Consider the following 24,165-nt stretch of genomic DNA (forward strand, 5'->3'; position numbering starts at 1 on the left):
TTAGCGTACGGACCACATGAGAGGGTGAGCAGCAGGTTCACCTTCGACTCACTAGTGAGGATCCGTGCCTTCGAACATTCCTGCAGCGTCGGGGGACAGCGGGGGGGTGCGCAGCGTCCAGCGCGCGTTCGACATCCTCTCGTTGCTCACCGAGGACCGGCGGACCTTGACGATCCGCGAGGTCGTCGACGAGACAGGCCTGGCCAAGACCACGGCTCTGCGCCTGCTGCAGACCCTGGAGCACATGGGGCTGCTGTGGGCCACGCCCAAGGGCTACACGGCCGGGCCCGCGTTGTGGCGCTGGGCGCACCTGGCCCGCTCGGCGTGGGAACTGCCGCCGGAGACCGTCCAGCTCATGCGCGAGCTGGGAGCGCGGCACCGCGAGACGGTCAATCTCTACGTGCTGCGCGACGTGCATCGCATCTGCATCGCCCAGCAGGAGAGCTCCCAGCCGCTGCGCCACGTGGTGCGGGTCGGAGACGAGTTGCCCCTGTGGGCGGGAGCGTCCTCCAAGGTCCTGCTCAAGGACGCGCCGGAGCGGCTGCTCCTGCGGGTGGCCCGCTCTTCTCCCCACGGTGAGACACATGTGGACACGTTGCGGGATTGGATCGATCAGGCGACGCGCGACGGTTACGCGACCAGCCACGGCGAACGTGAACCCGGCCTGTCCGCCGTCGCCGTCCCCGTCACGGGCGGCTCGGGAGCGACCGTGGCGGCGCTGACGCTGAGCGGCCCCACGGTCCGCTTCACCGAGGACCGGGTCCAGGAATTCGCCGCGGACCTGCGCGAGGCAGCCAAGCGTATGTCGGAGCGCGGGTTCGACCATCCGCTGACTTGACTCTATGGAGCGTGAATGCAGCAGTTGCCACTGGACGGCGTCAAGGTCGTGGACCTGACCAACGTCCTGGCCGGGCCGTACTGCAGTTACCAGCTGATGCTGTTCGGCGCGGAGGTGGTCAAGGTGGAATTGCCCGGCACCGGGGATCTCGCCCGGCGGCTCGGGCCCGATCCCGAGCTCAATCGACGCCACCTGGGCGCTTCCTTCCTCGCCCAGAACGCGGGAAAGAAGTCCGTCGAGCTCGATCTGAAGAGCCAGGCCGGGCGGGACAGCTTCGAGTCGATGATCAACGGTGCCGACGTCGTGCTGGAGAACTTCAGGGCCGGGGTGATGGACAGGCTCGGCTACGGCTGGGAGCGCGTGCGCGAGCTCAACCCCGGCCTGGTCTACTGCGCCATCTCCGGCTTCGGGCAGAGCGGGCCGATGAGCGGGGCCCCCGCCTACGACCAGATCATCCAAGGACTGTCCGGCATGATGAGCGTCACCGGCACCCCCGAGACCGCGCCACTGCGGGTGGGCTTTCCCATCTGCGACACCATCGGCGGGTTGATGGCCGCTTTCGCGATCTCCGCCGCGCTGGCGGGGCGGCAGCGCAGCGGGCGCGGCTGCTTCCTGGACCTGTCCATGCTGGAGGCGTCGATCTCCGCGATGGGCTGGACTGTCTCCAACTACCTGATCAGCGGTGTCGAACCTGAGCCGATGGGCGACCAGAACGCCACTGCCGCCCCCTCCGGCACCTTCCAGACCGCCGACGGGCCGCTCAACATCGCCGCCAACCAGCAGGCCCAATTCGAGACTCTGTGCCGGATCGCCGGCCGGCCCGACCTGCTCACCGACCCCCGCTTCGCCGACAGGGAAGCACGCAAGGCCCACCGGCAGGCCCTCAACGAGCAGCTCAATCAGGCACTGCGGGCCAAGACCGCGCTGGAGTGGGAGGACCTGCTCTCCCGCGAGGGAGTCCCCGCCGCCCGCGTCCTCACCGTCCCCCAAGCGCTCGCACTCGACCAGCTACGTCATCGCGGCTTCCTGACCGAGGTACCGTTCGCGGGGAGTGGCGAGCGGCAGGTCACCGTGACGGGGAACGGCGTGGTCGTCGACGGCGTCGCCCTGCGCCCGCGCGGGGCCCCACCGCGGCTCGGCGAACACAATGACGAGTTCGAGGTGGCGTCATGACCGGTGCCGGTGGGGCATCGTCAGCGGCTGCCGACGCCGAGGTGGCCGGCTGGTGGGCGACCGCGGTGTCGAAGATCGAGCCCGACCTCATCGAGTTGCGGGGACACCCGGTCCAGGACCTCATCGGGCGGATCGGCCTGGCCGAGATGATCTGGCTCATGCTCCGCGGTGAACGGCCCGATCCGCGGCGGGCGGCGTTGCTGGAGGCGGCGCTGGTCTCGTCGGTCGATCACGGGCCGCACGCGCCGTCCATAGCCGTCGCCCGCATGGCCGCCACCTGCGGAGTGGGGCTCAACAACGCCGTCGCCACGGGTGTCAACGTGCTCGGGGACGTGCACGGCGGTGCGGGCGAGCAATGCGTCCTGCTGCTGGAGGACGTGGTCAGGCAGGCGGACCCGGCCGCTGTGGTCGCCCGCTGGCGCGCGCGTGACAAGTACCTGCCGGGCTTCGGGCATCGCTTCCACACGCGCGATCCGCGCCGGGATCCGCTGCTCGGCCTCGTGGCAGAAGCGGTCGCGGACGGGGTGGTGCCGGGCGCGCACCTGACTGCCGCGATCGAGGTGGAGCGGCTGATCGCGCCGGTGCCGATGAACATCGACGGGGCGACCGCCGTGGTCTACGCCGAGCTGGGCTTTCCGGCGCCCCTGGCACGCGGGCTCTTCGTGCTCAGCAGATCCGTCGGGATCCTGGCCCATGCGTGGGAAGAGACCGGGCAGGGAAGGCGCAACAAGGGCCCGATACCGCCGTCCATTCTGCCGGACTGGCTCTGAGCGGCAACCCGCCGGGGGACGCGACAGGGCCTCTGACCAGGCGCCTGTGAAAGTCACAGGCGCCAGGGCCGACAGATCCCGTCGAGGACCCCGGGCCGTCGGGCGATGGGTCAGATCCGGGCGGGAAGCGCTCGTCCACCTCGTCACTGTCAGGTGAGCAAGAACTCGGCCGTCGCCGCGCCCACGGCGGCGTTGTCGGGAGCGAAGTGGCTCTGACCGGCCAGGACCAGCACAGGCACGCCGATCTTCGCGGCCTGCGCCGCGGGCAGCGTGTTGTCGCCCATCACCGCGGTGTCGTAGACCAGGGTGTGGGCCAGCGCGACCAGGTCCGGCCAGGCGGGGGTCACGCGCATCTGAGCGATCATCTCGGCGGGCATCCCCATGCCCTGGGTCATGAAGTACTCCACCGCCTCACCGCGGCGGCCGCCGGCGGTCAGCGCTTCGAGCCGGGAGGCGAAGTCGGCGGGCATGGCAGGGCGGGCGCCGTCGGGTGAGGTGGTCTTGTACATCGTCGTATGCCCTTGCGAAGTGGGCGCCCAGCGGCGGAACCACCGGGACGCAGGACGATCAAGCTGGTGCGCCGTGGTAGAGCATCACCGCCGAGCGAGATCAGGGTGACGAGCCCTTCTTCAGACAGGCAATCTTGTCAGGAAAAATATAGTTCCTTGTCTAGTGGCGGCCGGCTCGCGCCTGGCGAAGCTGTCGTACCTGCGACGATGCCTCCTGTACCAAACTGGCACATCTGATGATTTAAGCGCCGAAAGGGGCACAATGTCGTACCCACCCCCACGCTACAAGGGCGACACCGGGCAGGTGAGCGCCGTCTTCCGGCCGAGCACCCAGGCGGCCGATCTGTCCTATGGCGGCCGCAACATCCACTACCTCGCGACGGGAGGCTCCACCGAGGGCGCGTTCGGGCTCTACCGCTGGGACTTCGGGCCCGACGAGAGCGGCCCTGGGCCGCACTTCCACCGGGCGCTGTCCGAGTCCTTCTTCGTCCTGGACGGCACGGTCCGCTTGTACGACGGTGAGCGATGGCGCGAGGGCCGTGCCGGAGACTTCCTTCATGTCCCGCCAGGAGGCGTGCACGGCTTCCGCAATGTGGCGGGAGCGCCGGCGTCGATGTTGCTGCTCTTCACCCCTGGCGCGCCCCGCGAGGAGTACTTCGAGACCCTGGCCGAGCTCGCCGCCGGCAAGGTGCTGGGCGAGCAGGAGGCGGCCGAGTTCTTCCTGCGTCACGACAACTACGAGGTCTGATCAGGCCGCGACCCCTTGACGCAGAAGGCTCGTCAAGAATGACAAGCCGAGGAACCGGAAGGCCGTCACGGCTGAGTCGCCGGCCGTGACGTGCCGGCCTTCCCGCGGGTTGCCGATGCCCTTGATGTCGCACCGGCGTAAGTAGGAGATGCCCAGGCGTTCCAGCAGGCCGAAGCCAGGTCATTGTTGCTGCGGACCTCGGGGAGGTGACTTTCGCCCGGCCCGCTTGATGGACCGATGGATCCATATGGCGGAGCACCTTAAGTGCGATCTCGATGCGAAGCAAGAGCTTGTTCTCGCTGAAGATCCGTGGTTACGCTCAAGCGCCTGAGTGGACCAATCGATCCGCTTGGTGGATCGCAACGCGAGGTGCCCATGCGCAGCAAACTCTCCATCGCCACCGCCATCGGGGCGGCGGCCCTGTTGCTCACCGCTACCGCTCCCAGCTCCGCGGCTTCCCCTGCACCGGCCCAGAACCTCGGTGATCCCGACTACGGTGTCTGCCGCGGCACCGACCCCCGCTGTTACCACGACTGGGGCAACTTCGACCCGGCCGAGGGCTACAAGCTGCTCGTTTACAGCCGCACCGCCGGCCCCCGCCACGCACACCTCGGCACTCCGCTCGGCCCCGGCCTGAATCCGCCGCTCAACGACGACAACGTGGCCGTCAAAGCGGTGATCAAGCTGGGGGAGGAGAACGGCTTCGCGGTCGACTACACCGAAGACGTCACCCAGCTGTCGTCAGCGGGCCGCCTGCTGCCGTACAACGCGGTGATGTTCCTCAGCACCACCCGGGACGCCCTGGACGACGCCGCCCAGACTGCCCTGCGCCAGTACATCCGGGCCGGCGGCGGCTTCGTCGGGGTGCACAACGCGTTCGGCACGGAGTACAACTGGCCCTGGTACGAGGGCCTGCTCGGCAACGCCAACTTCTACGACCACAGCGCCAACCAGCCCGGCACCGTCGTCACGGTCAACCGCCGCGACGTCTCCACCCAAGGGTTGCCCCGGACGTGGGCCTTCGCCGACGAGTGGTACAACCTCGTCCCGGCACCGACCCGCGTTCGCGTGCTGGCCGAGGTGGACGAGAGGACCCTGGCCCGAGGGGTGCGTGGCAACCTCGGACACCCAGGCCACGGCGACCACCATCCGGTGAGCTGGTGCCAGTACTACGACGGCGGCAAGGCGTGGCTCACCACCCTCGGCCACGACGTCAAGGCATGGACCGACGAACCCATGGAAGGCGACCGATACTTCACCCAGCATCTGCTGGGAGGAGTCAGATCCGTGCTGGGGATGGCACCGTTCTGCCGCTGACGTCGAGTGGCAGAGATCAGATACACCGGCACCGGTCGGCAGGCCCGATCCGGTGCCGAGGTATGTCGGGACACTGCGCCATGGCCACCGTGACGCGTGCGGGACGCGGTCTCCAGTGCCGTCGATCCCGCCGGCGGCCACGGCGGCCCGGGTAGCAGCGGCATGCATTCCCCCGCGGCAGCGGTCCGGCTTCTGACTTGAGGCGGACGAGCACTCCCCTGAGCCTCGCGATCACTTCCGTATCGAACATGTGATCTAAAATTTCTAGGATCAGAGCCTCCGCCAGTCTTATGATCTTGATGTTCGCCGGTCGTGTCGATCGGCCGGCTGTCTGAGCTGACGGGGCGTGCGCATGCCCCATGACCCAACGGGAGATCGATCTTGAGGCGTGCACTGATCGCGTTAGGCGTCGGCCTGAGCGTGCTGGGTTCGGCGGTCGTAGCCGGGCCCGCACACGCTGCGGCCACGCTGGTGGTTCCGCTGGCCGCCACTGTGACGACGGCGCAGGAGGTCGCGAGGTTCTGGCTCGCCGACGGGGCCGCCAACCTGAGGAACGCCACACCGTACACCGTGCAGACGGAGGTCGGCGGGGAACGCCTGCCGACGGACTTCGTCCCGGACGGCCCTCAGAGCATCATCCCGCCGGTGGCGAGCTCGGCCCCGCAGGCGGGGGAGGCGCCCACGACCTCTGGCAAGGTGTTCTTCATCGGCAGCGACCTGCAGCCGCACTGGTGCACCGGCACGGCGGTGAACTCCAAGTACCGCAACGTCGTCGCGACAGCGGGTCACTGCCTGCTGGACGTCGAGGCCCCGATGGGGCCGCTCGCCAAATGGGTCTTCGTTCCCGGCTACGCGGAGGGCGCGACCCCGTCCGGCCTGTACGTCGGGAAGCAGGCCAGTGTTCACTACGACCTTGACGATCTACGGGACTACGATCGCGACTACGCCTTCGTCAACGTGTACAGCGGTGTCGTCTCCTCCTCGCCGGACGAGCTGACCGATGTCGGGAGGCTGGCCGACAACGTCGGCGGTCAGGGGCTCAGGGTCAACCGGCCACTCGCGGCCACGGCCGACGTCTTCGGCTACCCCGCCGGCCCTCACCCCGACGGCGGGCAGCCCTACACGGGCGAGACCCTCGAACGGTCAACCGGTTCGACGTTCTCGATGCAGGTCAGCGGTCTGCGCGTGGACCGGCCCATCGGCGTGGCCTCCCCGTTCACCGGTGCGGGCTCTGTCGGGTCCGCGTGGCTGGCCGATTATCACAGCGATCGCGGCCTCGGCTATCTCAACGGCATCACGTTGAGCGTGGCCGACACTGACGGCGACCTCCGGTACGACACGGGCATCTCGCCGTACTTCGACAGCGACCTGTACACGGTCTACCGGAACGCCTCCAACCTTTGGACCGGCTCCATCGCCTGACCCGTCTGCGCCGGACATCTCGCTGGTCCGCTACGAAGATCACAAGAAAGGAGTACCTGTGGGTTCATCGACCTCGGCAGGACGTCGCATCGGGGTGCTGGTGGCCGTCGTGGCCCTGGCTCTCGGCCTCCTTCCCGCGGGGGCGCAGGCCGCCGCGACGAACGTGGTGAGCAGGCTGGACATCGCCTTCGAGCGCACCACCGCGTCGTGTCCGGATCGAGCTCAACCAGCCCGACGGCCTGCGGTCCAACGCCCTCTACTCCTTCGTGTGCGGCACTCCGCCCTCCGGCGTGAATGAGAACCAGGGTCGGCCCTCCGACCGGACCGCTCGCCGTGTAGCGGATTGTCGTGTGGTGCGATCGCTGAACCTCAAGGTTCTTCCTGGTCCTGCCGTCACTTGTCACGGTGTCTCCTTATTCCGCATTCTGGAAGGCTGTATCAAGGGGTGTGATGAAACGACGCTCGCCGGACTCTGCCGCCGGCCCGCGACTCAGGTGCACGGGGCCATGACGGCGCGGCGGTTCGCCCGTAGCTGGTTCAGGCGCAGGACGAAGGCGGAAAAAGTGATCATCGCGATCGCCAGCGCGTAGATCACGGTGGCGGTCCTCAACCCCAGGGCGGTGACGGCGATTCATCGTCGGCACAGATGGAGAAGGCGCCGGCGTATGCCGCGCGGAACGCCAGCAGCAGCTCGAAGCCATACTCGAACGGGAGCAGGCGCGGGGCAATCAGACCCCGCCCATCGAACGCGCCACGGACGCCGTGCTCGCCCCCCCTCTACTACCGGGCCGTCTTCACCGACCAGGCCCCCACTCCCGAATGGGCACGCACCCTCGTGTCACACCTGCTGCCGGACTGACAGCACCCGGCTCACCTTCCCCCTACAGGCGGCCGGTAGCGGGAAATCCGGCCGGATATGACCATGGCCCGGAACCGGCCCGCGGCGGCTTCCTGCCCGGAGGACGGTCTTCCCGCCGGACAACTCTGACCGAGCATGAGCGTGGCCGAGAACCCGCGCTCCCTGAGAAGAGAGCCGTTCCGGCGTCTCCGACCTGGGAAACCAACCACGTGGCGCCCAGCAGGCAGGTCGCAGGCGTGTCGTCGCCGTCTGCAGCCGCCGCCGGCCCACCGTTCTGTACAACGACTCGTGAACCGGCACGAACAACGATCTACTTATCGTTTTGCCAACGGGAACTACGCTGACCGAACGGAATTACGGTATGCGGAAGATACGGCAAAGAAATGCTCTTGTGCGCAGATCTCAACGCCTTCGATGTCCTGCCCGTGGGCGTGTTGGTGACCGTTGGATCCGATCACCGGCTGATCTACAGCAACTATGCCTACCAGGAGATGGTTGGCCACCGCGAGCATGGAGCGCCAATCCGTGAGGCGTTGGGCGATGTCTGTGTGGACGGCGATTTCACGCTGTTTGATCGGGCTCTGGAAACCGGTGAAGCCGTGACGGTTGACGAAATCCCTTTCGAATACGGCGAGCCAGGACGCCGGCGTTTCGCCTCGGTCGGCATGTCGAAGATCATGTGGGATGGCGAGGAAGGCCTGCTGATCGTGGTCCAGGAGGTCACCCAGCGCATCGCCTCTGAGCGGCCGCCCAGCTCCGTCGCCGGACAGCAGCAGAGGTTCCTGCAGCGCTATCGGAGCCTGGTGCAACTGCAGACAGACGCAGTATGGGTGAGCGACCCCATGGGCCGGGTGCGCGAGCCGAGCGCCGGCTGGCAGCGGCTGACCGGGCAGCCGTGGGAGGAGTACCGCGGCGACGGCTGGCTGAACGCCGTGTACCCCGACGACCGAGAGCCCGCCATCGAGGTATGGGCCCGGGCCGTGGAACAGCGGGACAACCTGAACCAGGTCTACCGCGTAAGGACATCCGGCGGCGGCTACCGGCATGTTCGCGTGCGCGGCATGCCCATCATCGAGGGCGGCGAGATAGTCGAGTGGGTCGGCGCCATCGCGGACATCGAGCAGGAGTGGCAGGAGGAACAGCACAGACTGCTGCTCGACCAGGTCGCCGCGGTAACCGTGAACCTCGCTGACCTGGACGAGGTGCTGCGCGCACTGGCCGAAGTGATCGTGCCGAATCTGGCCGACGGGTGCGGCATCTATGTGCTGCCGGAGTTCGAGGACCAGCCGATCTCGATGCCCTTCATGGCCACACCCATGGCCATCATCGTGCCGGCGGGCGCGAGGCCGTTCCCGCGCCAGGAGGTGTTCGACTCGAACTCCGATCTCGTCACGGCCGTGAGGACCCGCCGGCCCATCGCCCGGATGTACCCCGAGGGGAACCCGCCGCCGGGCTCCGTGCCGCTCACCATCAACGGCGACCTGGTCGCCGAGGTCAACAGTTCGACCATGGTGCCGGTGGTCGTGGACGGCGTGGTAGCGGCGGTGGTGCACGCCGTGGTCGTCGGGGACCGGGAACCGCTCAGCGTGGCGGACATCGAGTTGCTGGGGCGGATGCTGGACCACGCGCACCCTCATCTCAGCAACGCGATGCGATTCCAGCGCACCCAAGGTGTCGCACTGGCCCTGCAGAAGTATCTGCTGCCGGATCCACCGCGGGTGCCGGATCTGGAGATCACCGCGCGTTACTCGGCGAGCGCCACCGCTGCGGAGATCGGCGGCGACTGGTACGACTCCTTCGTGCTTCCTGACGGCTCCATGGTTCTTACCATCGGTGACATGGCCGGGCACGACCTGACCGCCGCCGTCACCATGAGCCAGGTCCGCAACGCGCTCAGGGGCCTGGCGATCGACCGAAGGGAGCCTCCCGGAGACATCCTGCGGCGTCTGAACATCGCGACCGAGACCCTCTACCCCGAAGACACCGGCACCTGCATCCTCGCCCGTCTGGAAAACCCGGACAATCGCGCATGGCGGCTCCACTACTCCGTCGCGGGCCATCCGCCGCCCCTGCTCGTCACCCAGGACGGGGAGGCGCATTACCTCGAAGACGCCGTCAATCCCCTTCTGGGGGTGGGTTACGACATGCCGCGCGCCAGCACCGTCGCGACGCTGCCGCCCCGCAGCACGCTGCTGCTCTACACCGACGGCCTGGTGGAAGTGCCAGGAGAGCACCTCGACCTTGGGTTGGAGCGCCTGCGCCGCGCCGCCAGTTCCCTGGCCCGCGCGCCTCTGGACGCCTTCTGCGACGAACTGCTCAGCCGGCTGCCCATGCCGCGCAAGGACGACATCGCCGTCATCGCCGTACGACTGCCCCCATCCTGTCCAGGAACCGATTCGGTGACGGCGGCCGTCTGCCCTGGTTGAGCGCGCCTGAAGGTCTGCGATGGCGTGGGGGAGGGCCGATCGCTGGGGCCCCGCCGTCCAGAAGAGTGTCTGGCTCACCTTCACCACGAACCTTCGGCCGGACCGCGCGTTCCGTTGATATCGATCAACCGTAACGTAGGTACCATAGCGATGGTACGCCCTGATCTTGGGAAGGGCCGGCGGGGAGGGCGATCATGGACACTCGAGAACGGATGCTGCACGCGGCGGCCGACATGCTCGCCCGTGGCGGCCGGGACGCCGTGTCGACACGTGCGGTCAGCGCGGCCGCGGGTGTGACCGCACCAACCCTGTACCGTCTGTTCGGCGACAAGGAGGGCCTCCTCCATGCCCTCGCCAACTACGGCTTCCAGCAATACCTCGCCGAAAAACAGACAGCGATGACCGACGACCCTGTCGCCGACCTGCGCAGCACATGGCATGTGCACGTGAATTTCGGCCTGTCACACCCGGCCATCTATGCGTTGATGTTCGGGAGCACTCCCTCCCGCGAGGGAGACCGTGCAGGCCGGGAGGCTCTCGCCATGTTGCGAGACATCATCTCCCGCATCGCGGCGCACGGGCGGCTGCGCGTCAGCGTCGACGAGGCGACACAACTCTTCTATGCGACGGGCGTGGGGGTCACGCTGATGCTGATCGCGACCCCACCTGCCGACCGGGACCTGGACCTCGCAACGACCGCGCTCGACCACCTGTTGCGGGCGACCACGACGGACGCCGAACCCGCCGCCCGAGTCCCTGGCGTCGCCCTCAGGGCCGTCGCCCTGCGGGAAGCGCTCCGCCACGACGACCAGAATGACAACACCCTGACGACGAACGAGCAGGCCTTGCTCGCAGACTGGCTCGACCGCCTGGCGGCTGGGAACCCGACCTCGTCTGCGTGATCGTGCCGGTGACCAACGCGTCGAGATGCGCTGGTGCGACGCGTACGCGCCATCGACGTACAGGCGAGCCACCCCACCGAGCGGCCTTGGTTAACAACGGTACGATCCCGAAGGTAGCGTTGAAACCGTACAGATGTTAGCTTGGTTCAGTAACGTCGATATGTTGTGTCGGTGGGGGCGACGATGTGGCGAGAACAGACGGCCGGGGGCACCATCGTGGATGTGTTGAACCCGCGGACGACTTCATCGTGGCGGGCGACGGAACCGCCGGATACGTACTAGCCGCGCGGCTGTCCCAGCGCGACGGAGTCGCAGACCGGAAGCTCCCTTGCCCGCTATGGCCGAACACCTGCGCATGATCGACTCCCCGGATCCTGCGCGGCGGGGCTGGGTCTCAAGCAGCATCACACCATCGCGATCTCGCTCGGATGAGGTGCTTCGGCTGGCGGTATGGCGAGGAAGTGCTGCCGAGTCCCGATGTGAATGGCCCACACCGTGGTGCGCGCGCAGAAGACGGTGATCTCTTCCCCTCCTGCGGTGGCCCGCCGGATGGTCGAGACCGACCTGGCCGTGGACGGCGGCGGACATGGATGTCCACGCAGACGGCGTGACCGACCCTGCGTGCCCACGGCTCATTGACCCGGTCGATTCCGTACATCACCGCAACCGTCATTTACTTCTTGGCAATTCAGTGCTCGTTTATTTTCGGCAGAAGAGAAAGTGATATGTCCTCACTGGTGAAATACAGGTCACCCTATATCGACAGCGGTCGGTGGGATGAGTTCCCCTTCCGGCAAGGGGACATCGTCATCAGCACACGCTCGAAGAGCGGTACGACATGGGTGCAGATGATCTGCGCCCTGCTGATCTTCCAGACTCCCGATCTCCCGAAGCCGTTGCCGGAGATGTCCCCTTGGCTCGAGCACCTGGTCGCCCCGAAGGAGGAGGTATTCGCGCGGCTCGCGGCCCAGCGGCACCGGCGATTCATCAAGACGCACACGCCGCTCGACGGTGTTCCGATCGACCCGCAGGTCACCTACATCGTGGTTGGACGCCATCCGCTCGACATGGCCGTGTCGCAGTACCACATGTATGACAATCTCGACCGCGAGCGACTGCGTGCGCTCACGCATCGGTCCGAGCGCCCTGGGTCGTCGGAATCGGGGCTGCCTCTGCGCGACTGGCTGCTCCAATGGATGAACAAGGACGTGGCGCCTGCCGATGATCTGAGCTCCTTGCCCGCAGTGATGTGGCACCTGTCGGACGCATGGGAAAGGCACCTCCGACAACCGAACGTCCTCTTGGTGCATTACGACGACCTGCTGGGAGACCTGGCCGGCGAGATGCGCCGGCTTGCGGGGGCGCTCAACATCAGCGTGCCGGAGGAAGCGTGGCCGGCACTGGTCGACGCAGCGACGTTCGACAACATGAAATCCCGTGCCGACCGGCTCGCGCCGACCACCGGTGGCTTGCTCAAGGACAAGACGTTGTTCTTCCGGCGGGGAGAGTCGGGCTCGGGTCGCGAGTTGCTCACCGAGGATGAGCTTGCCCGCTACGAGAGGCGGACGCGCCAGCTGGCCCCAGCGGATCTGCTGCGGTGGTTGCACCGCTGACCGGCGAACATATGGCTCCTGCCGAACGCGGCGCAGACGCCGTGTCCGCGCAGCCGCTCGTACCGGCCGGCGAGGATCTGCGTCGGGACGGTCACCTCGCCCGACGATTCCCGGATGTCCCAGTCGGCCGGGTAGGAGGCGGCGTTCCGCGAACAGCTGCATCTGCGCGGCCGCCTCGATGTACAGGTCGGGATCGTAGACGGGGGCGCCGCTGTACAGCAAGAGTCCGGCGACCCTTCGGAGACGTCCAGATGCTCGACCAGGGCGTCGACGACATGGGCGAACCGCTCTGTGGAGTACATCCTCCTTCGGGATGCCTGGTGTTGTGGTCGGAACGGAGAGCTTCACTAAGGGCCTGTCCGGCGGATCATGCCGGGCGGCCCACCGGCGCTGAATCGCTGAGGCTTTTCATCCTGATGGCCTGGTACGGCAGGCCCGCGGAGAACGGTGCCCTCATGGGGCCCGCAGGAGCGTGCAGCGAAGTGATCCACCGTCCGCGGCCAACCCTCGGGGCCGTGGACGATGGGTTCTGCTCACCTCGACCTGGGAACGCCTCCGCCCAGGTAGGTGGACTTCTCCAGCAGTTGCGGCGTCATCGTGATCCCGGTTAGGCACTCGGCCAAGAGGAACGCCGGCCCTTCGTGGGGGTCGGCGATCGGGTAGACAGGGGAGTCGATCCGCTCCATGACCTCTGCGAGTTCGTCCGGCATCTCCTCTGAATAGCTTTCATGGTGCGGGAACTCGCGCCGGATCTTCCCGTCTTTGATCCAGTGGGAATAACCTTCCTGGTGCACGAACTCGAACCGGATCTTTCCGTCGTCGATCCAGTGGAAGTAGTCCATGCCGTCGACGTCGAGGTAGAAGTGGGAGACGAGACGCGTGCCCGCCGACAGCGGCATGATGATCTCTTCGGTGACACCGAGCCCGCCGTAGGCCTCGACGAGGAGTACCCATTCTCCAACGGCGACGGCACCGAAGGTTTGCCCCCGGATCAGCTCATCAAGCGTCATGCGAGAGCAGTCTTCAACCCGCACGCCGAGCCGGGTCACCAGTTCCTCAGGTGTCAGGCCGCGGACGTAGGTGAAGCAATAGGCATCCGCCAGGTCGGGGAAGCGCTCGCGGGAGAACCAGGCATAGTCGTCAGGAGTCGCGATCATCCCGTTATGCTCGCAGCACCTACCGACACAATAAGAGCCATTTCATCCTGAGTAGCGGCCTTCTTCCACGAGCTGCAGCACAAGGATCGCTTGGACGAGTGCGGTCGCGCGATGCGGGCAACAGCGCAGCTTGGTCAGCACCTTCCAGGACTTCAAGGTCGCGACGGCCCGCTCGCCGATGGCTCGGATACGGGCGTGGGCGCGGTTGTTGTCCCGCTGTCCGTGCGACAACAAGGGACGATGGCGGTGCCGCTTGAAGGGTGTGCGGATCGTGCCGCCCGCGCCTTGATATCCCTTGTCCGCGAAGGTCTTCACGCCGGCGCTGGTCAAGGCGTCGATTAGGCCAGCCATCCGAGCGGCGGTCACGTCGTGGGTGGCGCCCGGCAGCACGGGTGAGGCCCAGACCAGCCGGCCGATGGGGTCGGCGAGCAGTTGCACGTTCATTCCATGCTGCGTGTGTTTGCCGCCGTAGTACGGTCGCTCGTCGGCGAGGCGGTCGATGGGGATGAGGGTGCCGTCGAGGATGGTGTAGGCCAGCCGGGAGGCGCGGTCGGCGGCGGCGTGCACGTTGTCGGCCAGGGCGGCCAGGCGGGCGTAGGTTTCGCCGTTGCGCACTGCGCCAGGACCAGCAGGGCTTGCTGGGCCGGGGCTGACTTCCGCCACCGTGAGCGGCGTTCGGCGCGCCGGGTGCGGATGAGTTCGGCCAGGCGGATCAGGGTGTGGTTGCACAGTGAAATCGAGGCACGGTAGGACAGCAACGAGGCTCCCGGTTGGGGCATCGGATCTTGGTCGACTGCTGTCTCGTCGGGAGCCTCCTCTCATCTGCCACCGCTCTCCGTGAAGCCATGGTGACCATGGCCGCCAGGTTGGAAAGAGCTCGCTGTATCGACCCGCCGGACGAGGTGCTGGGAGAAGCAGGTTGGGTCCGTCGATAAATACCTCGACATCGGTCGCGGTGATCGGGGACACTTCGCGCGATGACCAGAATCCATGACACACCGCCGGCGTGGGACGAGCGCACCCAGCTCACCACGTTTCTCGACTACGCACGTGACACCGCCCGCGCCAAATGCGATGGCGTCGCTGCGGAGGACGCCCGCAAAGCGCTCCTGTCGGGCTCGCCGCTGATGACCATGAGCGGAGTGATCAACCACCTCCGCTGGGTCGAGTACTACTGGTTCCAAGTGGTCTTCCTCGGTGAGGAAGACCGGGGCCCCTGGACCGAGGAAGACCCCGACCGCGAGATGCGTATCGCCGTTGACTTCCCGCTCACTCAATTGCTCGACGAATACGCCGAACAGAGCACCCGCTACCGCGAACTGGTCGCCGGGAACGGCCTGGACAAGCAGGCCCAGCGAGCCGTCCGCAACGGCCTCCACGTCGACCTGCGCTGGATCCTCCTCCACCTCACCGAGGAGACAGCCCGCCACAACGGCCACCTGGACATCCTGCGCGAGATGCTCGACGGCACGACCGGCGACTAGAACCGGCGGAGATCACGGGCGGAGCCACGGGCCGGGTCGAGGCAACGGTGACGGTGCCATGGAAGATGTAGCCGCACTCGTCGAACCTCGTGGCCACGGCTCGGGAGTTCTTCAACGCATTGATCGTCCGCTCGACTTCGTTCCTTCGCCTGTAGATCGTCTTGTCGAAGCCTGCGGGTCGGCCGCCCTTGCTGCCCCTTCGTCGGTGGATCTTGCAGGTCAGGCCGCCCCGGAAGCGTCCGAGCCCTTCGTCAGGGCGGTGCTGCCGGGGCGTGCGTCTTTCCCGGCGCTCTTGGCGGTCTCCTACGAGCCCCGGCGGCGTGCTGATGGGCCCGGCAGGAGGTCGAATCGACGCTCACCATCGACCAGTCGATCCGGCCTTCCGCGTCGGCGTCGGCCAGGACGGCCACGAAGATCCCGTCCCAGGTGCCGTCCGCCGACCAGCGTCTTGCCGTTGGTCCACCGTCTTCCATGGGCCGAAACGTGCACGTAGATCCCGCCATGGCATCCCAGTGCGCAGTCGGTACAGGATTCCGTTCATGACTCTGCGGTGGCCGGCCCAACTGCCGCCGCGCTGCCCGGATTTCGGCGGACGCGGCTTCAGCCGGGCCCACTTCGCATGCGTTGAATCTCCCCGCCCCATGCTCATGCCAACGCCCCGAAGCCAGCCGCGACGGTCACATGATCCGCAGAACAGGCCTTCTCCGAGGCTGGAGCAGAGATCGCTCAGTGTCCCGTGTGGTGGCATCCTTGCGGCTGCCGCCACGGTCAACCTTCCTCCCATAACCTCGCGATGGGGGGCGGGTGGTTGGCCGGGTCCACGCGCTTGAGCTTGGTCCAGCCGGTCCAGGCGCGCTTCTTCAGCAGGTCGATCAGTTGGCGGGCCGGCGGCACCGCGTCGAACGCGAGTGTGTCCATCAGCCTGACGAGCGGTGGCTCGATGTCGGTGTCGTCGACATAGTCCTCGCCCCTCTCGTCGGCCAACCGTTCTGTCACCACCGAAAGTGGGCCAGAGCCGTTGATACATGATGGGACACCCCCGTCGCCGGCGCTCACAGCCAGTCGTGTTCCCGCGCGTACCGCGCCGCTTCGTGCCGGGTCCGGGTCTGGGTCTTCTGCATCGCGTTCGAGAGGTAGTTGCGCACCGTGCCTTCCGCCAGGTGGAGCCGGGTGGCGATGTCGGCGGCCGAGTAGCCTTCGCCGGTCGCTCGCAGCACGTCGAGCTCGCGGTCGGTGAGCGGGCAGTCGTCGACGACGGCGAGGGCGGAGACATCGGGGTCGATCCATCGCCTGCCCTCGTGCAGGGTCGTGATGACCGAGACGATGTGCGCCGGTTCCGCGGACTTGCTGACGAAGCCTTGGACTCCGAGTTTCAGTGCCCTGCGCAGCACCCCGGGCCTGGCATGGCGGGTCAGCATGAGGATCACCTGCTCCGGCCGGGCCCTACGGATCTCCGCCACGGCATCGAGGCCGTCCATACCGGGCATCTCCAGGTCGATGACGAGCACGTCGGGCTGGTGTCGCAGCGTGGCCTGGACAGCGGCCTCGCCGTCTCCCGCTTCGGCGAGCATGGTGATCTCGCCTTCTAGGGGGAGCAGTGCCGCCAGTGCTTTGCGCAGGAGTGCCTCGTCGTCGGCGAGTACCACGGTGGTCATCAGTTGTCCTTCCCCGCTTCAGCGGGCAGTGTCCGAGCGACCGTCCGGGAATGCCGCGGCCGTCAGGAAACGCCCGTCCTTCTGCTCCACCGTCAGCTCGCCCCCATTGCCCGCCACTCGTTCCCTGAGCGTGGCGAGCCCCCGCAGCTCGGGCAGCGGAGCCTCCTGTGCGCCGTCGTTGACGATGGCGATGCCCGACTCCGACAGGGTGATGCGCACCTGTCTGGCCTGGGCGTGTCGCAGGATGTTGGTCGTCGTCTCGCGCAGGACCTGGCCGAGCAGCTCGCCCGCGGCCTCGAAGAGGTTCTTCGCGTTCTCCAGCTCCGCGGACAGGTTGAGCCGTCGTTGCGCGTAGGCGAGCTCCTTGGTCTGGGTGATGGTGTCGCTGACCAGGGTGTGCACCTCGCGTAGTTCCTGCTCCACCCGTTCGGCGTCGCTGTGCAGCAGCTTCTGGGCCAGCGTGATCTTCAGCTTCACCACGTGCAGCGTGTGGCCCTGGATATCGTGCAGATCGCTGGCGAAACGCATGCGCTCTCGGATAACGGCCAGCTCGGCTTCGCGTTCTCGTGCCTCCTCCAGCTCCGCCACGAGCCCGTAGAACCTCTGGTTGGGGAACATGAGACCGGTCAGCACCGCGGTGACGCCCGCGGGGACGACGACGTACGCGATCAGCACGCCGGAGAGATGTTCTTGTGTCACCAACAGCCGCGCCGCGCCTGTCAGGGCGACGTAGGCGGTCACCCCCAGGGCCGCCCATCCTCGGTGGCGCGGTAGCTGGGGGATGGTCAGGGGGCCCACGATCGAGATGCCGTAGAACGCCGTGTCATTGCCCGTCACCAGCACGCCTAGGGCCCATACGGCCGCGGCGACGATCAGGCAGGGGAGTGCCACGCGGGAGATGTCGCGCGCCGCCCACCATACGAAGGCCACCAGGGCCGCGACCACGCCCAGAGCCAGGACAACGGCCTGCCACCAGGTCCGGGCGTCCGTCGCCACCAGCAGTGCCCCCACGGCGGCGAGCAGTGGGAGGAACATGATGAGGTTGAGCCTGCTCAGCCGTCCCCGCGTCGTCTCGGTGTGCCCGGACCTCGGGTGTGATCCTGCCCGAACCGGCCGCACCGGTCCTCCTCCGGCCCGGGGGTCGTCAGGCCGGGCGGCGGGAGCACTGGAGCGCTCGCCACGATGAGGGCCGTCGCCGTCCACATCGCTCACCGGTTGTGCTCCGGCGACGGCTCCACGCCGCCGGGCGGGAGACCGGCACCGGGGTGGTGGAGGAACGCCGCGCAGGCCGCGAGGCAGACGATCATGTTGATCGTCAGCGGAATGCGCGGGGCTTCGGTGTCCATGGGTGGCTCTCCAGGATCGAACAGCAGAGTTTTTCCAGTATTCTTCCGGTTTCGTGGTGGCGCCAGTGACGCTACGTCATGCTTTCCGGCAAGAAATGTCATGGCGAGGTCATGACGTGGTCGCACTGCCCGGTGAGCGCGGCGGCTGCTGAGATCGACGGCATGTCCTCGACACCGGTTATCGACGTTGAACGTCTGAACCTCACCTACGGCGACTTCCACGCCGTGAAAGACCTGTCCTTCCAGGTGGAGCGCGGGGAGCTCTACGCGCTGCTCGGCACGAACGGGGCGGGTAAGACCTCGACCCTGGAGACCGTCGAAGGCCACCGCACCGCCACCTCGGGCACCGTGCGGGTCTTCGGGAAGAGCCCGCGAGACCGGCGCGCCGTGCGGCCCAGGATGGGCATCATGCTGCAGGAGAGCGGATTCTCGCCGGACCTGACGGTGAAGGAGTCGGTCCGGCTGATCGGAAAACTCACCCAGCGCACCGACCGGGTCGAACGCGTGCTCGGCATCGTCGACCTCACCCGCAAGGCCGCCACCAAGGTGTCCCAGCTCTCCGGCGGCGAGAAACGGCGCCTGGACTTCGCCACCGCCGTGTACGGAACGCCCGAGCTGATCTTCCTGGACGAGCCCACCACCGGTTTGGACATCCAGTCCCGAGATGATCTGTGGGACGTCGTGGACAAGCTGCGCGAAGACGGCTCCACCGTCGTTCTCACCACCCACTACCTGGAAGAGGCGCAGCAGCGCGCCGACCGCATCGGCCTCATGCACAAGGGCGCCTTCTACCGGGAGGGGACCGTCTCCGAGCTGACGCGGATGCTGCCGGCCGCCATCCGCTTCCTTTTCGCGGACCCCGTCCCCGCGCTACCGCTGCAGGCCACGCGCGAGGGTGACGGGAAGGTCCTCATCGAGACCTTCGACCTGCAAAAGGACCTGCACACCCTGCTCCGCTGGGCGCAGGACCACACGGTGGAACTGCGGGAACTTCAAGCTGGACCGACCCGGCTCGACGACGTCTTCCGCGCCCTGGGCAGCGACTAGACCTGCTCCCGGAACTCTCCCCAGGACACTCCCGGAACCCTCCCAAGAAGAAGGACCTTCGCCATGTTTTCGATCGCTCTCAGTGAGCTGGCCCAGATCTTCCGGAACCGGCTGGTTCTGGTCACCAGCCTCATCATGCCCGCGGCGGTCAGCGCGCTCTTCATCTACCAGCACGAAGGCTTCGCGGCCCTGGGCAGCCTCGGATACATCGCGGCGGTGGTCATGTTCACCGTCGGGGCGTTCGGGCTCTACACCACCACGGTCACCACCCTGGCCTCACGCCGGCAGAACCTCTTCCTCAAGCGGCTGCGCTCCACCGCGGCCGGCGACGCCGGCATCCTGGCCGGGCTGCTTCTCCCGATCACCGTCATCTCGCTGGTCCAGGTGGCCGTGATCATGACCGTGCTGGCCGTGGTCACCGGCCGGCCGGACAACATCCTCCTCCTGGCGGCGGCCGTCCTCGCCATGGTGATCATGATGCTCGGCCTGGGACTGGCCACGGCGGGACTGACGAACTCCCCCGAGCACGCCCAGGTGACCACGCTGCCCATCAGCCTCGGCACCATCGCCGTGACCAGCTGGGTGGGGATCACCGGCACCGAGGAACTCACCCTGATCAAGCGGCTGCTTCCGGGCGGCTCGGCCACTGAACTGGTCCTCAACGCCTGGAACGGCGGCGTTCCCGTCACGGAATCCCTGATCCTCCTGGCGCCCACGCTGGGCTGGGTCGCCGTCGCCGTCGCGCTGGCCTCCCGGATCTTCCGCTGGGAGCCGCGCCGATGACGACACCCGGCGTGGGGTGTCCCTGGGCGCGGATGACGCAACCAACAGGGTGAGTGTTGTGCATCATGTGCCCTTCGATTCTGGTGTGCTGTGACGGCACGGTCCCTCCTTTGTATTCAGACAAGCTCGGCCAGAAGCGAGACAACGCCACGCGGGCTCTCACCGCGGTGATGGGCGACCTGTACAAACCCCGCCCGGCCTTGACGGCATCGGCCACGCACCAACGGCGAGTCCAGAAGCCGCCTGGCGCCCGTTATCGGCCGGGCACACGCCGGACCCGGCGACACCCATCGAAACCATGAGAACAAGGAGTTCACCACCATGTCGGCTGATCATGTCGACCACCCACAGCAGCCGGCCCCGGCCGGCGCCACTTTTCCGGCGCGCCCGGGCTGGCCCGAGATCGTGGTCGGCTTACTCGCGATGGCGGCCGCCACGGCCGTGGCTCCGTTCTTCGGCCCGCTGGGGCTGGGGTTGGACGGGGTGGTGTACGGGCTGACCCTGGCCGCCTGGTCGGGCATCGTCTGCCTCGTCGGCTTCGCCGCGGCCGCGCTGATCCGCATCCGCTCCTGGGGCGTCTTCGGCGTGCGCCGCACCACCTGGCGCTGGATGGGCATCGGCGTGGCCGCGGGCGTGGTCGCGTTCGTGCTCAAGGGCGTGGTGAACTATGCCGTCATCACCCTGCTCTCGTTCGACGCCGATCCCCAGGGCTTGTACTACGACGCGGCCGGCGGCGGCGTGCTGCCCCTGATCCTGACCTTCGCCTTCCTGTCCGTCCTTACCCCCATCGGCGAAGAGTTCCTCTTCCGCGGTGTCGTCACCAACGCCCTGCTGCGCTACGGGCCCGTCGTCGGAGTCCTGTCCAGCTCGGTGATCTTCGCCCTCTTCCACGGCATCAACCTCGCCATGACCACGGCGCTCGTGGTGGGCATCATCGCCGCCGAGGTGATGCGCCGCAGCGGGTCGATCTGGCCCGCGGTGGCCGTCCACGTCGTCAACAACATGGGCCTGCCGCTGTTCGTTCTGATCACCGGAAACACCGGACCCGCCTGATCGTCACGTCAATAACCATGGCTGCTTTTCGTTCGGATGTTCCAACCCCTGAGAAATCCCGGAATTCAGGCGAACCGGAGGGCCTTCAGTTCCATGTGGGTGTGGGTCCTCGGGTTCGTCTCGACCGGCTTGACCTGTGGGTCTTCCCCATCGTGCTCGGCGTCGGCAAGAAGGTGTTCGACGGCGGTGCGCTGCCCGCCAACCTGGTGGTCCTGGAGCCGCCCGTCGCCTCCAAGGGCGCCGTGCTCCTGAGTTACGGCCTCGGTGCGGGGACTCCCGGCGCCGGGGACATGCGGCGCGAAGACCGCGGCGTCGGCTGAGCCGAACAGCCGGGCGGGGACGAGGGTCGGTCCCGGAGTGAGATCGCGACCGGTACCACGATCGTGCTATGACGCCGCGCGCCGCAAACTGCGCAAAACCCACGACGGACAGTCCGCGTTCGCCTCGGCCTCGGCGACGGTGAGCCAGACGAGCCCGGCCACTTCCTGTGCCGACCATGGGCTGAGCATGCGTCGGCAGCTCACCGCGAAACACCACATTGATCACGGATCGCCGTCGTCCGTCACGAAGAACCCGCTCTCCACGTAGGCGAGTACGACCTCTGTCACGTCGACGGGCGGCGAGCGGAACCTCACTGGTCTCGCAGTAGAGCTGCTCTTCGGTCAGGCGGGAGATCTGGGGATTGAGGCGCGATTGAGCCCAGCCTGCACCCGCTTGCACCGCGGCGCGCAGGGCGGCGGCCGCGGCGACCAGGGCGAGGCTGGGGAGCGCGGCCTGGACTCGGTCGAGGGTAAGTTCGGCGGTGAACAGCGCGGTGAGCACGCCCGTGGTGGCGAGCAGCCCGAAGGCGGTGAAGACGCCGCCGAGCAGGTTGAGGATGACCGCGCAGCGGGGTCGCGGGGGGTTGGCCCCGCCAGGCTACGTCCATGGCCCGGCGGACGAGGGAAGGCAGGCGTCGTGCGATGGTGAGGAAGCGGACTTCGGCCCATCTTGTCGGCGTGGCCGTACCAGTCGGAGATCGTGATCTCGCCCATGTCCAGGGCTTCTTCTGCCATGACGCAGAGTATTTACACGGACACCGACAGTTTGGTGGCGTGGCGGAGTCGAAGTCCCTCGCGCACGGACGGGTCCGCCCCGACTGTGGCTCCTCAACCGGGGAGAGGGAACGCTCGAGCATCTATCTCAACGTCGGCGAGAAACCGCGGAATCGCGTTGCCGGGACAAGACCGGCGCGCCAGTGTCCCCCTGATGATGCTGCAGCAGGTCCGCGCGGACGATCTAGCACGAGCAGCGCCCGATCTCGACCTGTAACGCAGTTGCGTTGCCGCCTGCTACCGGTGGTCGATTACGGGAAGGTCCGGGTACACCCACTCGCGGCAGTCGAGAGAGGGAGGCCGGAGCATGGCCGGACGACCGGCGGAACATTCGGCGCTTCGCGAGGAGTTGCTTCAGCGGATGCAGCGAGATCAAGCCGTCCGCACGTGCGTACCCCCGAACACGCCCCAGACGGATGAGCAGTATGCCGAATTTGTCGCCGTGGATGCGAGCAACACCGCGTTCCTCAAGCGCGTGGTCGCGCAGCATGGCTGGCCGGGCCGGGACCTGGTCGGCGAAGAGGCGGCGCACGCCGCGTGGCTGCTTGCCCAGCACGCCGACCGCGACGTCGCCTTCCAGCGCAGTTGCCTGCCGCTGCTGGAGGAGGCCGCGGCGGCAGGACAAGCGACCTGGGCAGACCACGCCTACCTCGTCGATCGGGTGAGTGTCGCCGACGGGCGGCCGCAGGTGTACGGCACCCAGTACGGGATGCGCGAAGGGCGGCTGGAACTCCAGCCAGTTGAGGATCCAGATCGCCTGGACAAGCGGCGCGCCCACGCCGGGCTGGGGCCACACGCTGAATACGACCGGATGCACCGTCAGCTGTACGGCTGACGGTGATTGAGGCCGTGCCCTGCTGGCGAATCAGCTGACGTGCGGAGCACCGGCTAGAACGGGAGCCTATCGAAGTCGCCCAGGTGGGCCAGGACATCGTCGTCGCCAGGACCTGCCTGCCGGCGTTCCACCAGTGCGGCCACACCTCGACCGACCAGTCCGCGCTGAGCTGGGCGCAGAAGGCGCGCACGGCCTGGGCCCGGCTGATCGGCAGGCGGGTGTGCTCGCGCAAGGGGCTGGCCTCGCCGGGCTTGACGGCACGGACCGCTTCCCAGCCCACGTCCTCGATGAGGAGCATGTCCTCGATGTCGCCGACGGCGTACAGCGGCACATCGACCGTCTTGCGGCGGCCGACCTTGCGCTCGACGTACGTGGTCGGGGAGACCCAGCCGGCGGCCACGCAGTAATCTTTTCTGAACTACGGAGAAGAGACGCCGTCCTGCGTTGGCCGAAGATTCTGGGCCGGGACATCCTCGCCATCCGCTGCGTGGCGAGATTTCACGGGGTTGTCGTAGCATCCGCCGAACATCCACCACATTTGCCTGACCAGCAGAAACGATGGGTCAGACCCGTATCGCGGGAGGCGCGGCAGGATGCCGCCTGGAAAGTACTCATGGGGTTTGCCGGGCCCACCGCTACGGCGAGTCGATGACCCCTCGCCCGGTCCCGGAGGCCGTCGCCGCGCTGGACCGGCTCACGTCGGCTCAAGACCGGCTGGAGGCGGGCACCGACCGGCAGGTCGCCTCCGGATGGCGCACCCGCAAACGCATCACGTTCGGCTAGAACCCGACTGGCGCGTCGTCGCCGGACCCACTGATCGGCGCATGCCCTGGCCAGAACGTGCTGTCACGGCTGAAGACCAGCCGGCCAAGCAGCCTGGCTCCAGCGCTGCCGACCCTGGCTATTTACGCCGGCCCAGGTACATGTCGATCTCGGGGTCACCTGGGGGCTCACCCCGAGGTGTGGACACCGGTTGTCATGCGGCGAGCAGCACCCTATCGACGGTCTGCTGCTCGTAGTCGATCGGGCTGAGGTAGCCGATGGCGGAATGTCTCCTGCGGGTGTTGTAGCGGGTGATCCACTTGAAGACGGCCAGGCGAGCCTCACGCGCCGAGGACCAGCCCTTGGCACCCT

24 protein-coding genes and 2 pseudogenes are annotated in these 24,165 nt (G+C 67.3%); 17 read left to right on the plus strand and 9 right to left on the minus strand.

Features of this window, described 5'->3' with window-relative positions:
- Window positions 1-106: 106 nt before the first annotated feature.
- The 3 genes from E1286_RS07535 to E1286_RS07545 are packed head-to-tail and all read left to right on the plus strand — an operon-like array spanning window position 107 to window position 2,781.
- Complete coding sequence (locus E1286_RS07535) at window positions 107-838, plus strand: IclR family transcriptional regulator (protein ID WP_132610104.1); 732 nt, start codon at window positions 107-109, stop codon at window positions 836-838.
- A gap of 15 nt (window positions 839-853) precedes the next feature.
- Window positions 854-2,011: a CaiB/BaiF CoA transferase family protein gene (locus tag E1286_RS07540; RefSeq protein ID WP_132610106.1), complete on the plus strand. Its 1,158-nt coding sequence runs from the start codon at window positions 854-856 to the stop codon at window positions 2,009-2,011.
- Window positions 2,008-2,781 (plus strand): citryl-CoA lyase, encoded by a 774-nt coding sequence (locus E1286_RS07545; RefSeq protein ID WP_132610108.1) that lies wholly within the window; start codon window positions 2,008-2,010, stop codon window positions 2,779-2,781. The genes E1286_RS07540 and E1286_RS07545 overlap by 4 nt, the downstream gene beginning before the upstream one ends.
- A gap of 149 nt (window positions 2,782-2,930) precedes the next feature.
- Here the strand turns inward: E1286_RS07545 and E1286_RS07550 are convergent, their stop codons facing one another.
- Window positions 2,931-3,290, minus strand: coding sequence for a hypothetical protein (locus tag E1286_RS07550; RefSeq protein ID WP_132610110.1), 360 nt, complete (start codon window positions 3,288-3,290; stop codon window positions 2,931-2,933).
- Between the two features lie 262 nt (window positions 3,291-3,552).
- Here E1286_RS07550 and E1286_RS07555 point away from each other — a divergent pair, with 262 nt between their 5' ends.
- The 6 genes from E1286_RS07555 to E1286_RS07595 all read left to right on the plus strand — a co-directional run bounded on the left by E1286_RS07555 (window position 3,553) and on the right by E1286_RS07595 (window position 12,577).
- Entirely contained in the window at window positions 3,553-4,038 is a 486-nt protein-coding gene (locus E1286_RS07555) for a cupin domain-containing protein (RefSeq protein ID WP_132610112.1), read from the plus strand.
- Window positions 4,039-4,413: 375 nt separating this feature from the next.
- Complete coding sequence (locus E1286_RS07560; protein ID WP_132610114.1) at window positions 4,414-5,355, plus strand: ThuA domain-containing protein; 942 nt, start codon at window positions 4,414-4,416, stop codon at window positions 5,353-5,355.
- 381 nt (window positions 5,356-5,736) lie between these two features.
- Window positions 5,737-6,777 carry a trypsin-like serine peptidase gene (locus E1286_RS07565; RefSeq protein ID WP_132610116.1) on the plus strand — a complete coding sequence of 347 codons (1,041 nt, stop codon included), beginning with the start codon at window positions 5,737-5,739 and terminating at the stop codon, window positions 6,775-6,777.
- Between the two features lie 1,248 nt (window positions 6,778-8,025).
- Window positions 8,026-10,062, plus strand: coding sequence for a SpoIIE family protein phosphatase (locus tag E1286_RS07585; RefSeq protein WP_246074551.1), 2,037 nt, complete (start codon window positions 8,026-8,028; stop codon window positions 10,060-10,062).
- Window positions 10,063-10,256: 194 nt separating this feature from the next.
- Window positions 10,257-10,964 carry a TetR/AcrR family transcriptional regulator gene (locus E1286_RS07590; protein ID WP_132610120.1) on the plus strand — a complete coding sequence of 236 codons (708 nt, stop codon included), beginning with the start codon at window positions 10,257-10,259 and terminating at the stop codon, window positions 10,962-10,964.
- A gap of 725 nt (window positions 10,965-11,689) precedes the next feature.
- On the plus strand, window positions 11,690-12,577 hold the full coding sequence (locus E1286_RS07595; protein WP_132610122.1) for a sulfotransferase domain-containing protein: 888 nt from the start codon (window positions 11,690-11,692) through the stop codon (window positions 12,575-12,577).
- Between the two features lie 533 nt (window positions 12,578-13,110).
- On the opposite strand, the gene E1286_RS07600 is transcribed toward E1286_RS07595, so the two are convergent.
- Window positions 13,111-13,734: a DUF6461 domain-containing protein gene (locus E1286_RS07600; RefSeq protein ID WP_132610124.1), complete on the minus strand. Its 624-nt coding sequence runs from the start codon at window positions 13,732-13,734 to the stop codon at window positions 13,111-13,113.
- 42 nt (window positions 13,735-13,776) lie between these two features.
- Window positions 13,777-14,492 (minus strand): annotated as a pseudogene (locus E1286_RS07605) (transposase family protein).
- Window positions 14,493-14,711: 219 nt separating this feature from the next.
- On the opposite strand from E1286_RS07605, the gene E1286_RS07610 reads away from it, so the two are divergent.
- On the plus strand, window positions 14,712-15,218 hold the full coding sequence (locus tag E1286_RS07610; protein ID WP_132610126.1) for a DinB family protein: 507 nt from the start codon (window positions 14,712-14,714) through the stop codon (window positions 15,216-15,218).
- A 31-nt stretch (window positions 15,219-15,249) separates the two neighbouring features.
- Here E1286_RS07610 and E1286_RS07615 read toward each other — a convergent pair.
- The 5 genes and pseudogenes from E1286_RS07615 to E1286_RS47650 all read right to left on the minus strand — a co-directional run.
- Window positions 15,250-15,861 (minus strand): annotated as a pseudogene (locus E1286_RS07615) (IS5 family transposase); the annotation flags it as partial.
- A gap of 125 nt (window positions 15,862-15,986) precedes the next feature.
- Complete coding sequence (locus E1286_RS07620) at window positions 15,987-16,214, minus strand: hypothetical protein (RefSeq protein WP_246074553.1); 228 nt, start codon at window positions 16,212-16,214, stop codon at window positions 15,987-15,989.
- Between the two features lie 56 nt (window positions 16,215-16,270).
- Window positions 16,271-16,873: a response regulator transcription factor gene (locus E1286_RS07625; RefSeq protein WP_132610128.1), complete on the minus strand. Its 603-nt coding sequence runs from the start codon at window positions 16,871-16,873 to the stop codon at window positions 16,271-16,273.
- Window positions 16,874-16,891: 18 nt separating this feature from the next.
- Window positions 16,892-17,908 (minus strand): sensor histidine kinase, encoded by a 1,017-nt coding sequence (locus E1286_RS07630; protein WP_132610130.1) that lies wholly within the window; start codon window positions 17,906-17,908, stop codon window positions 16,892-16,894.
- 173 nt (window positions 17,909-18,081) lie between these two features.
- Window positions 18,082-18,219, minus strand: a complete 138-nt coding sequence (locus E1286_RS47650) for a hypothetical protein (RefSeq protein ID WP_165969628.1) — start codon at window positions 18,217-18,219, stop codon at window positions 18,082-18,084.
- A 162-nt stretch (window positions 18,220-18,381) separates the two neighbouring features.
- On the opposite strand from E1286_RS47650, the gene E1286_RS07635 reads away from it, so the two are divergent.
- The 7 genes from E1286_RS07635 (at window position 18,382) to E1286_RS51165 (ending at window position 23,814) form a co-directional block, all read left to right on the plus strand.
- Window positions 18,382-19,266: an ABC transporter ATP-binding protein gene (locus E1286_RS07635; protein ID WP_132610142.1), complete on the plus strand. Its 885-nt coding sequence runs from the start codon at window positions 18,382-18,384 to the stop codon at window positions 19,264-19,266.
- Window positions 19,267-19,329: 63 nt separating this feature from the next.
- Entirely contained in the window at window positions 19,330-20,049 is a 720-nt protein-coding gene (locus tag E1286_RS07640; protein WP_132610132.1) for an ABC transporter permease, read from the plus strand.
- 321 nt (window positions 20,050-20,370) lie between these two features.
- On the plus strand, window positions 20,371-21,102 hold the full coding sequence (locus tag E1286_RS07645) for a CPBP family intramembrane glutamic endopeptidase (RefSeq protein WP_132610134.1): 732 nt from the start codon (window positions 20,371-20,373) through the stop codon (window positions 21,100-21,102).
- A 101-nt stretch (window positions 21,103-21,203) separates the two neighbouring features.
- Window positions 21,204-21,422 carry a dihydrofolate reductase family protein gene (locus tag E1286_RS07650; RefSeq protein WP_223189678.1) on the plus strand — a complete coding sequence of 73 codons (219 nt, stop codon included), beginning with the start codon at window positions 21,204-21,206 and terminating at the stop codon, window positions 21,420-21,422.
- A 1,081-nt stretch (window positions 21,423-22,503) separates the two neighbouring features.
- Complete coding sequence (locus E1286_RS07655) at window positions 22,504-23,031, plus strand: DUF6624 domain-containing protein (protein ID WP_132610136.1); 528 nt, start codon at window positions 22,504-22,506, stop codon at window positions 23,029-23,031.
- A gap of 83 nt (window positions 23,032-23,114) precedes the next feature.
- Entirely contained in the window at window positions 23,115-23,438 is a 324-nt protein-coding gene (locus tag E1286_RS07660) for a hypothetical protein (RefSeq protein ID WP_132610138.1), read from the plus strand.
- 241 nt (window positions 23,439-23,679) lie between these two features.
- Window positions 23,680-23,814: a hypothetical protein gene (locus E1286_RS51165; protein ID WP_281282627.1), complete on the plus strand. Its 135-nt coding sequence runs from the start codon at window positions 23,680-23,682 to the stop codon at window positions 23,812-23,814.
- Window positions 23,815-24,007: 193 nt separating this feature from the next.
- Here E1286_RS51165 and E1286_RS07665 read toward each other — a convergent pair.
- Window positions 24,008-24,165: integrase core domain-containing protein (locus E1286_RS07665; protein ID WP_223189684.1), on the minus strand; the 158-nt coding region annotated here is incomplete at its 5' end.

It is taken from the genome of Nonomuraea terrae (genome assembly GCF_004348995.1).
Classification (GTDB): Bacteria; Actinomycetota; Actinomycetes; order Streptosporangiales; family Streptosporangiaceae; genus Nonomuraea; species Nonomuraea terrae.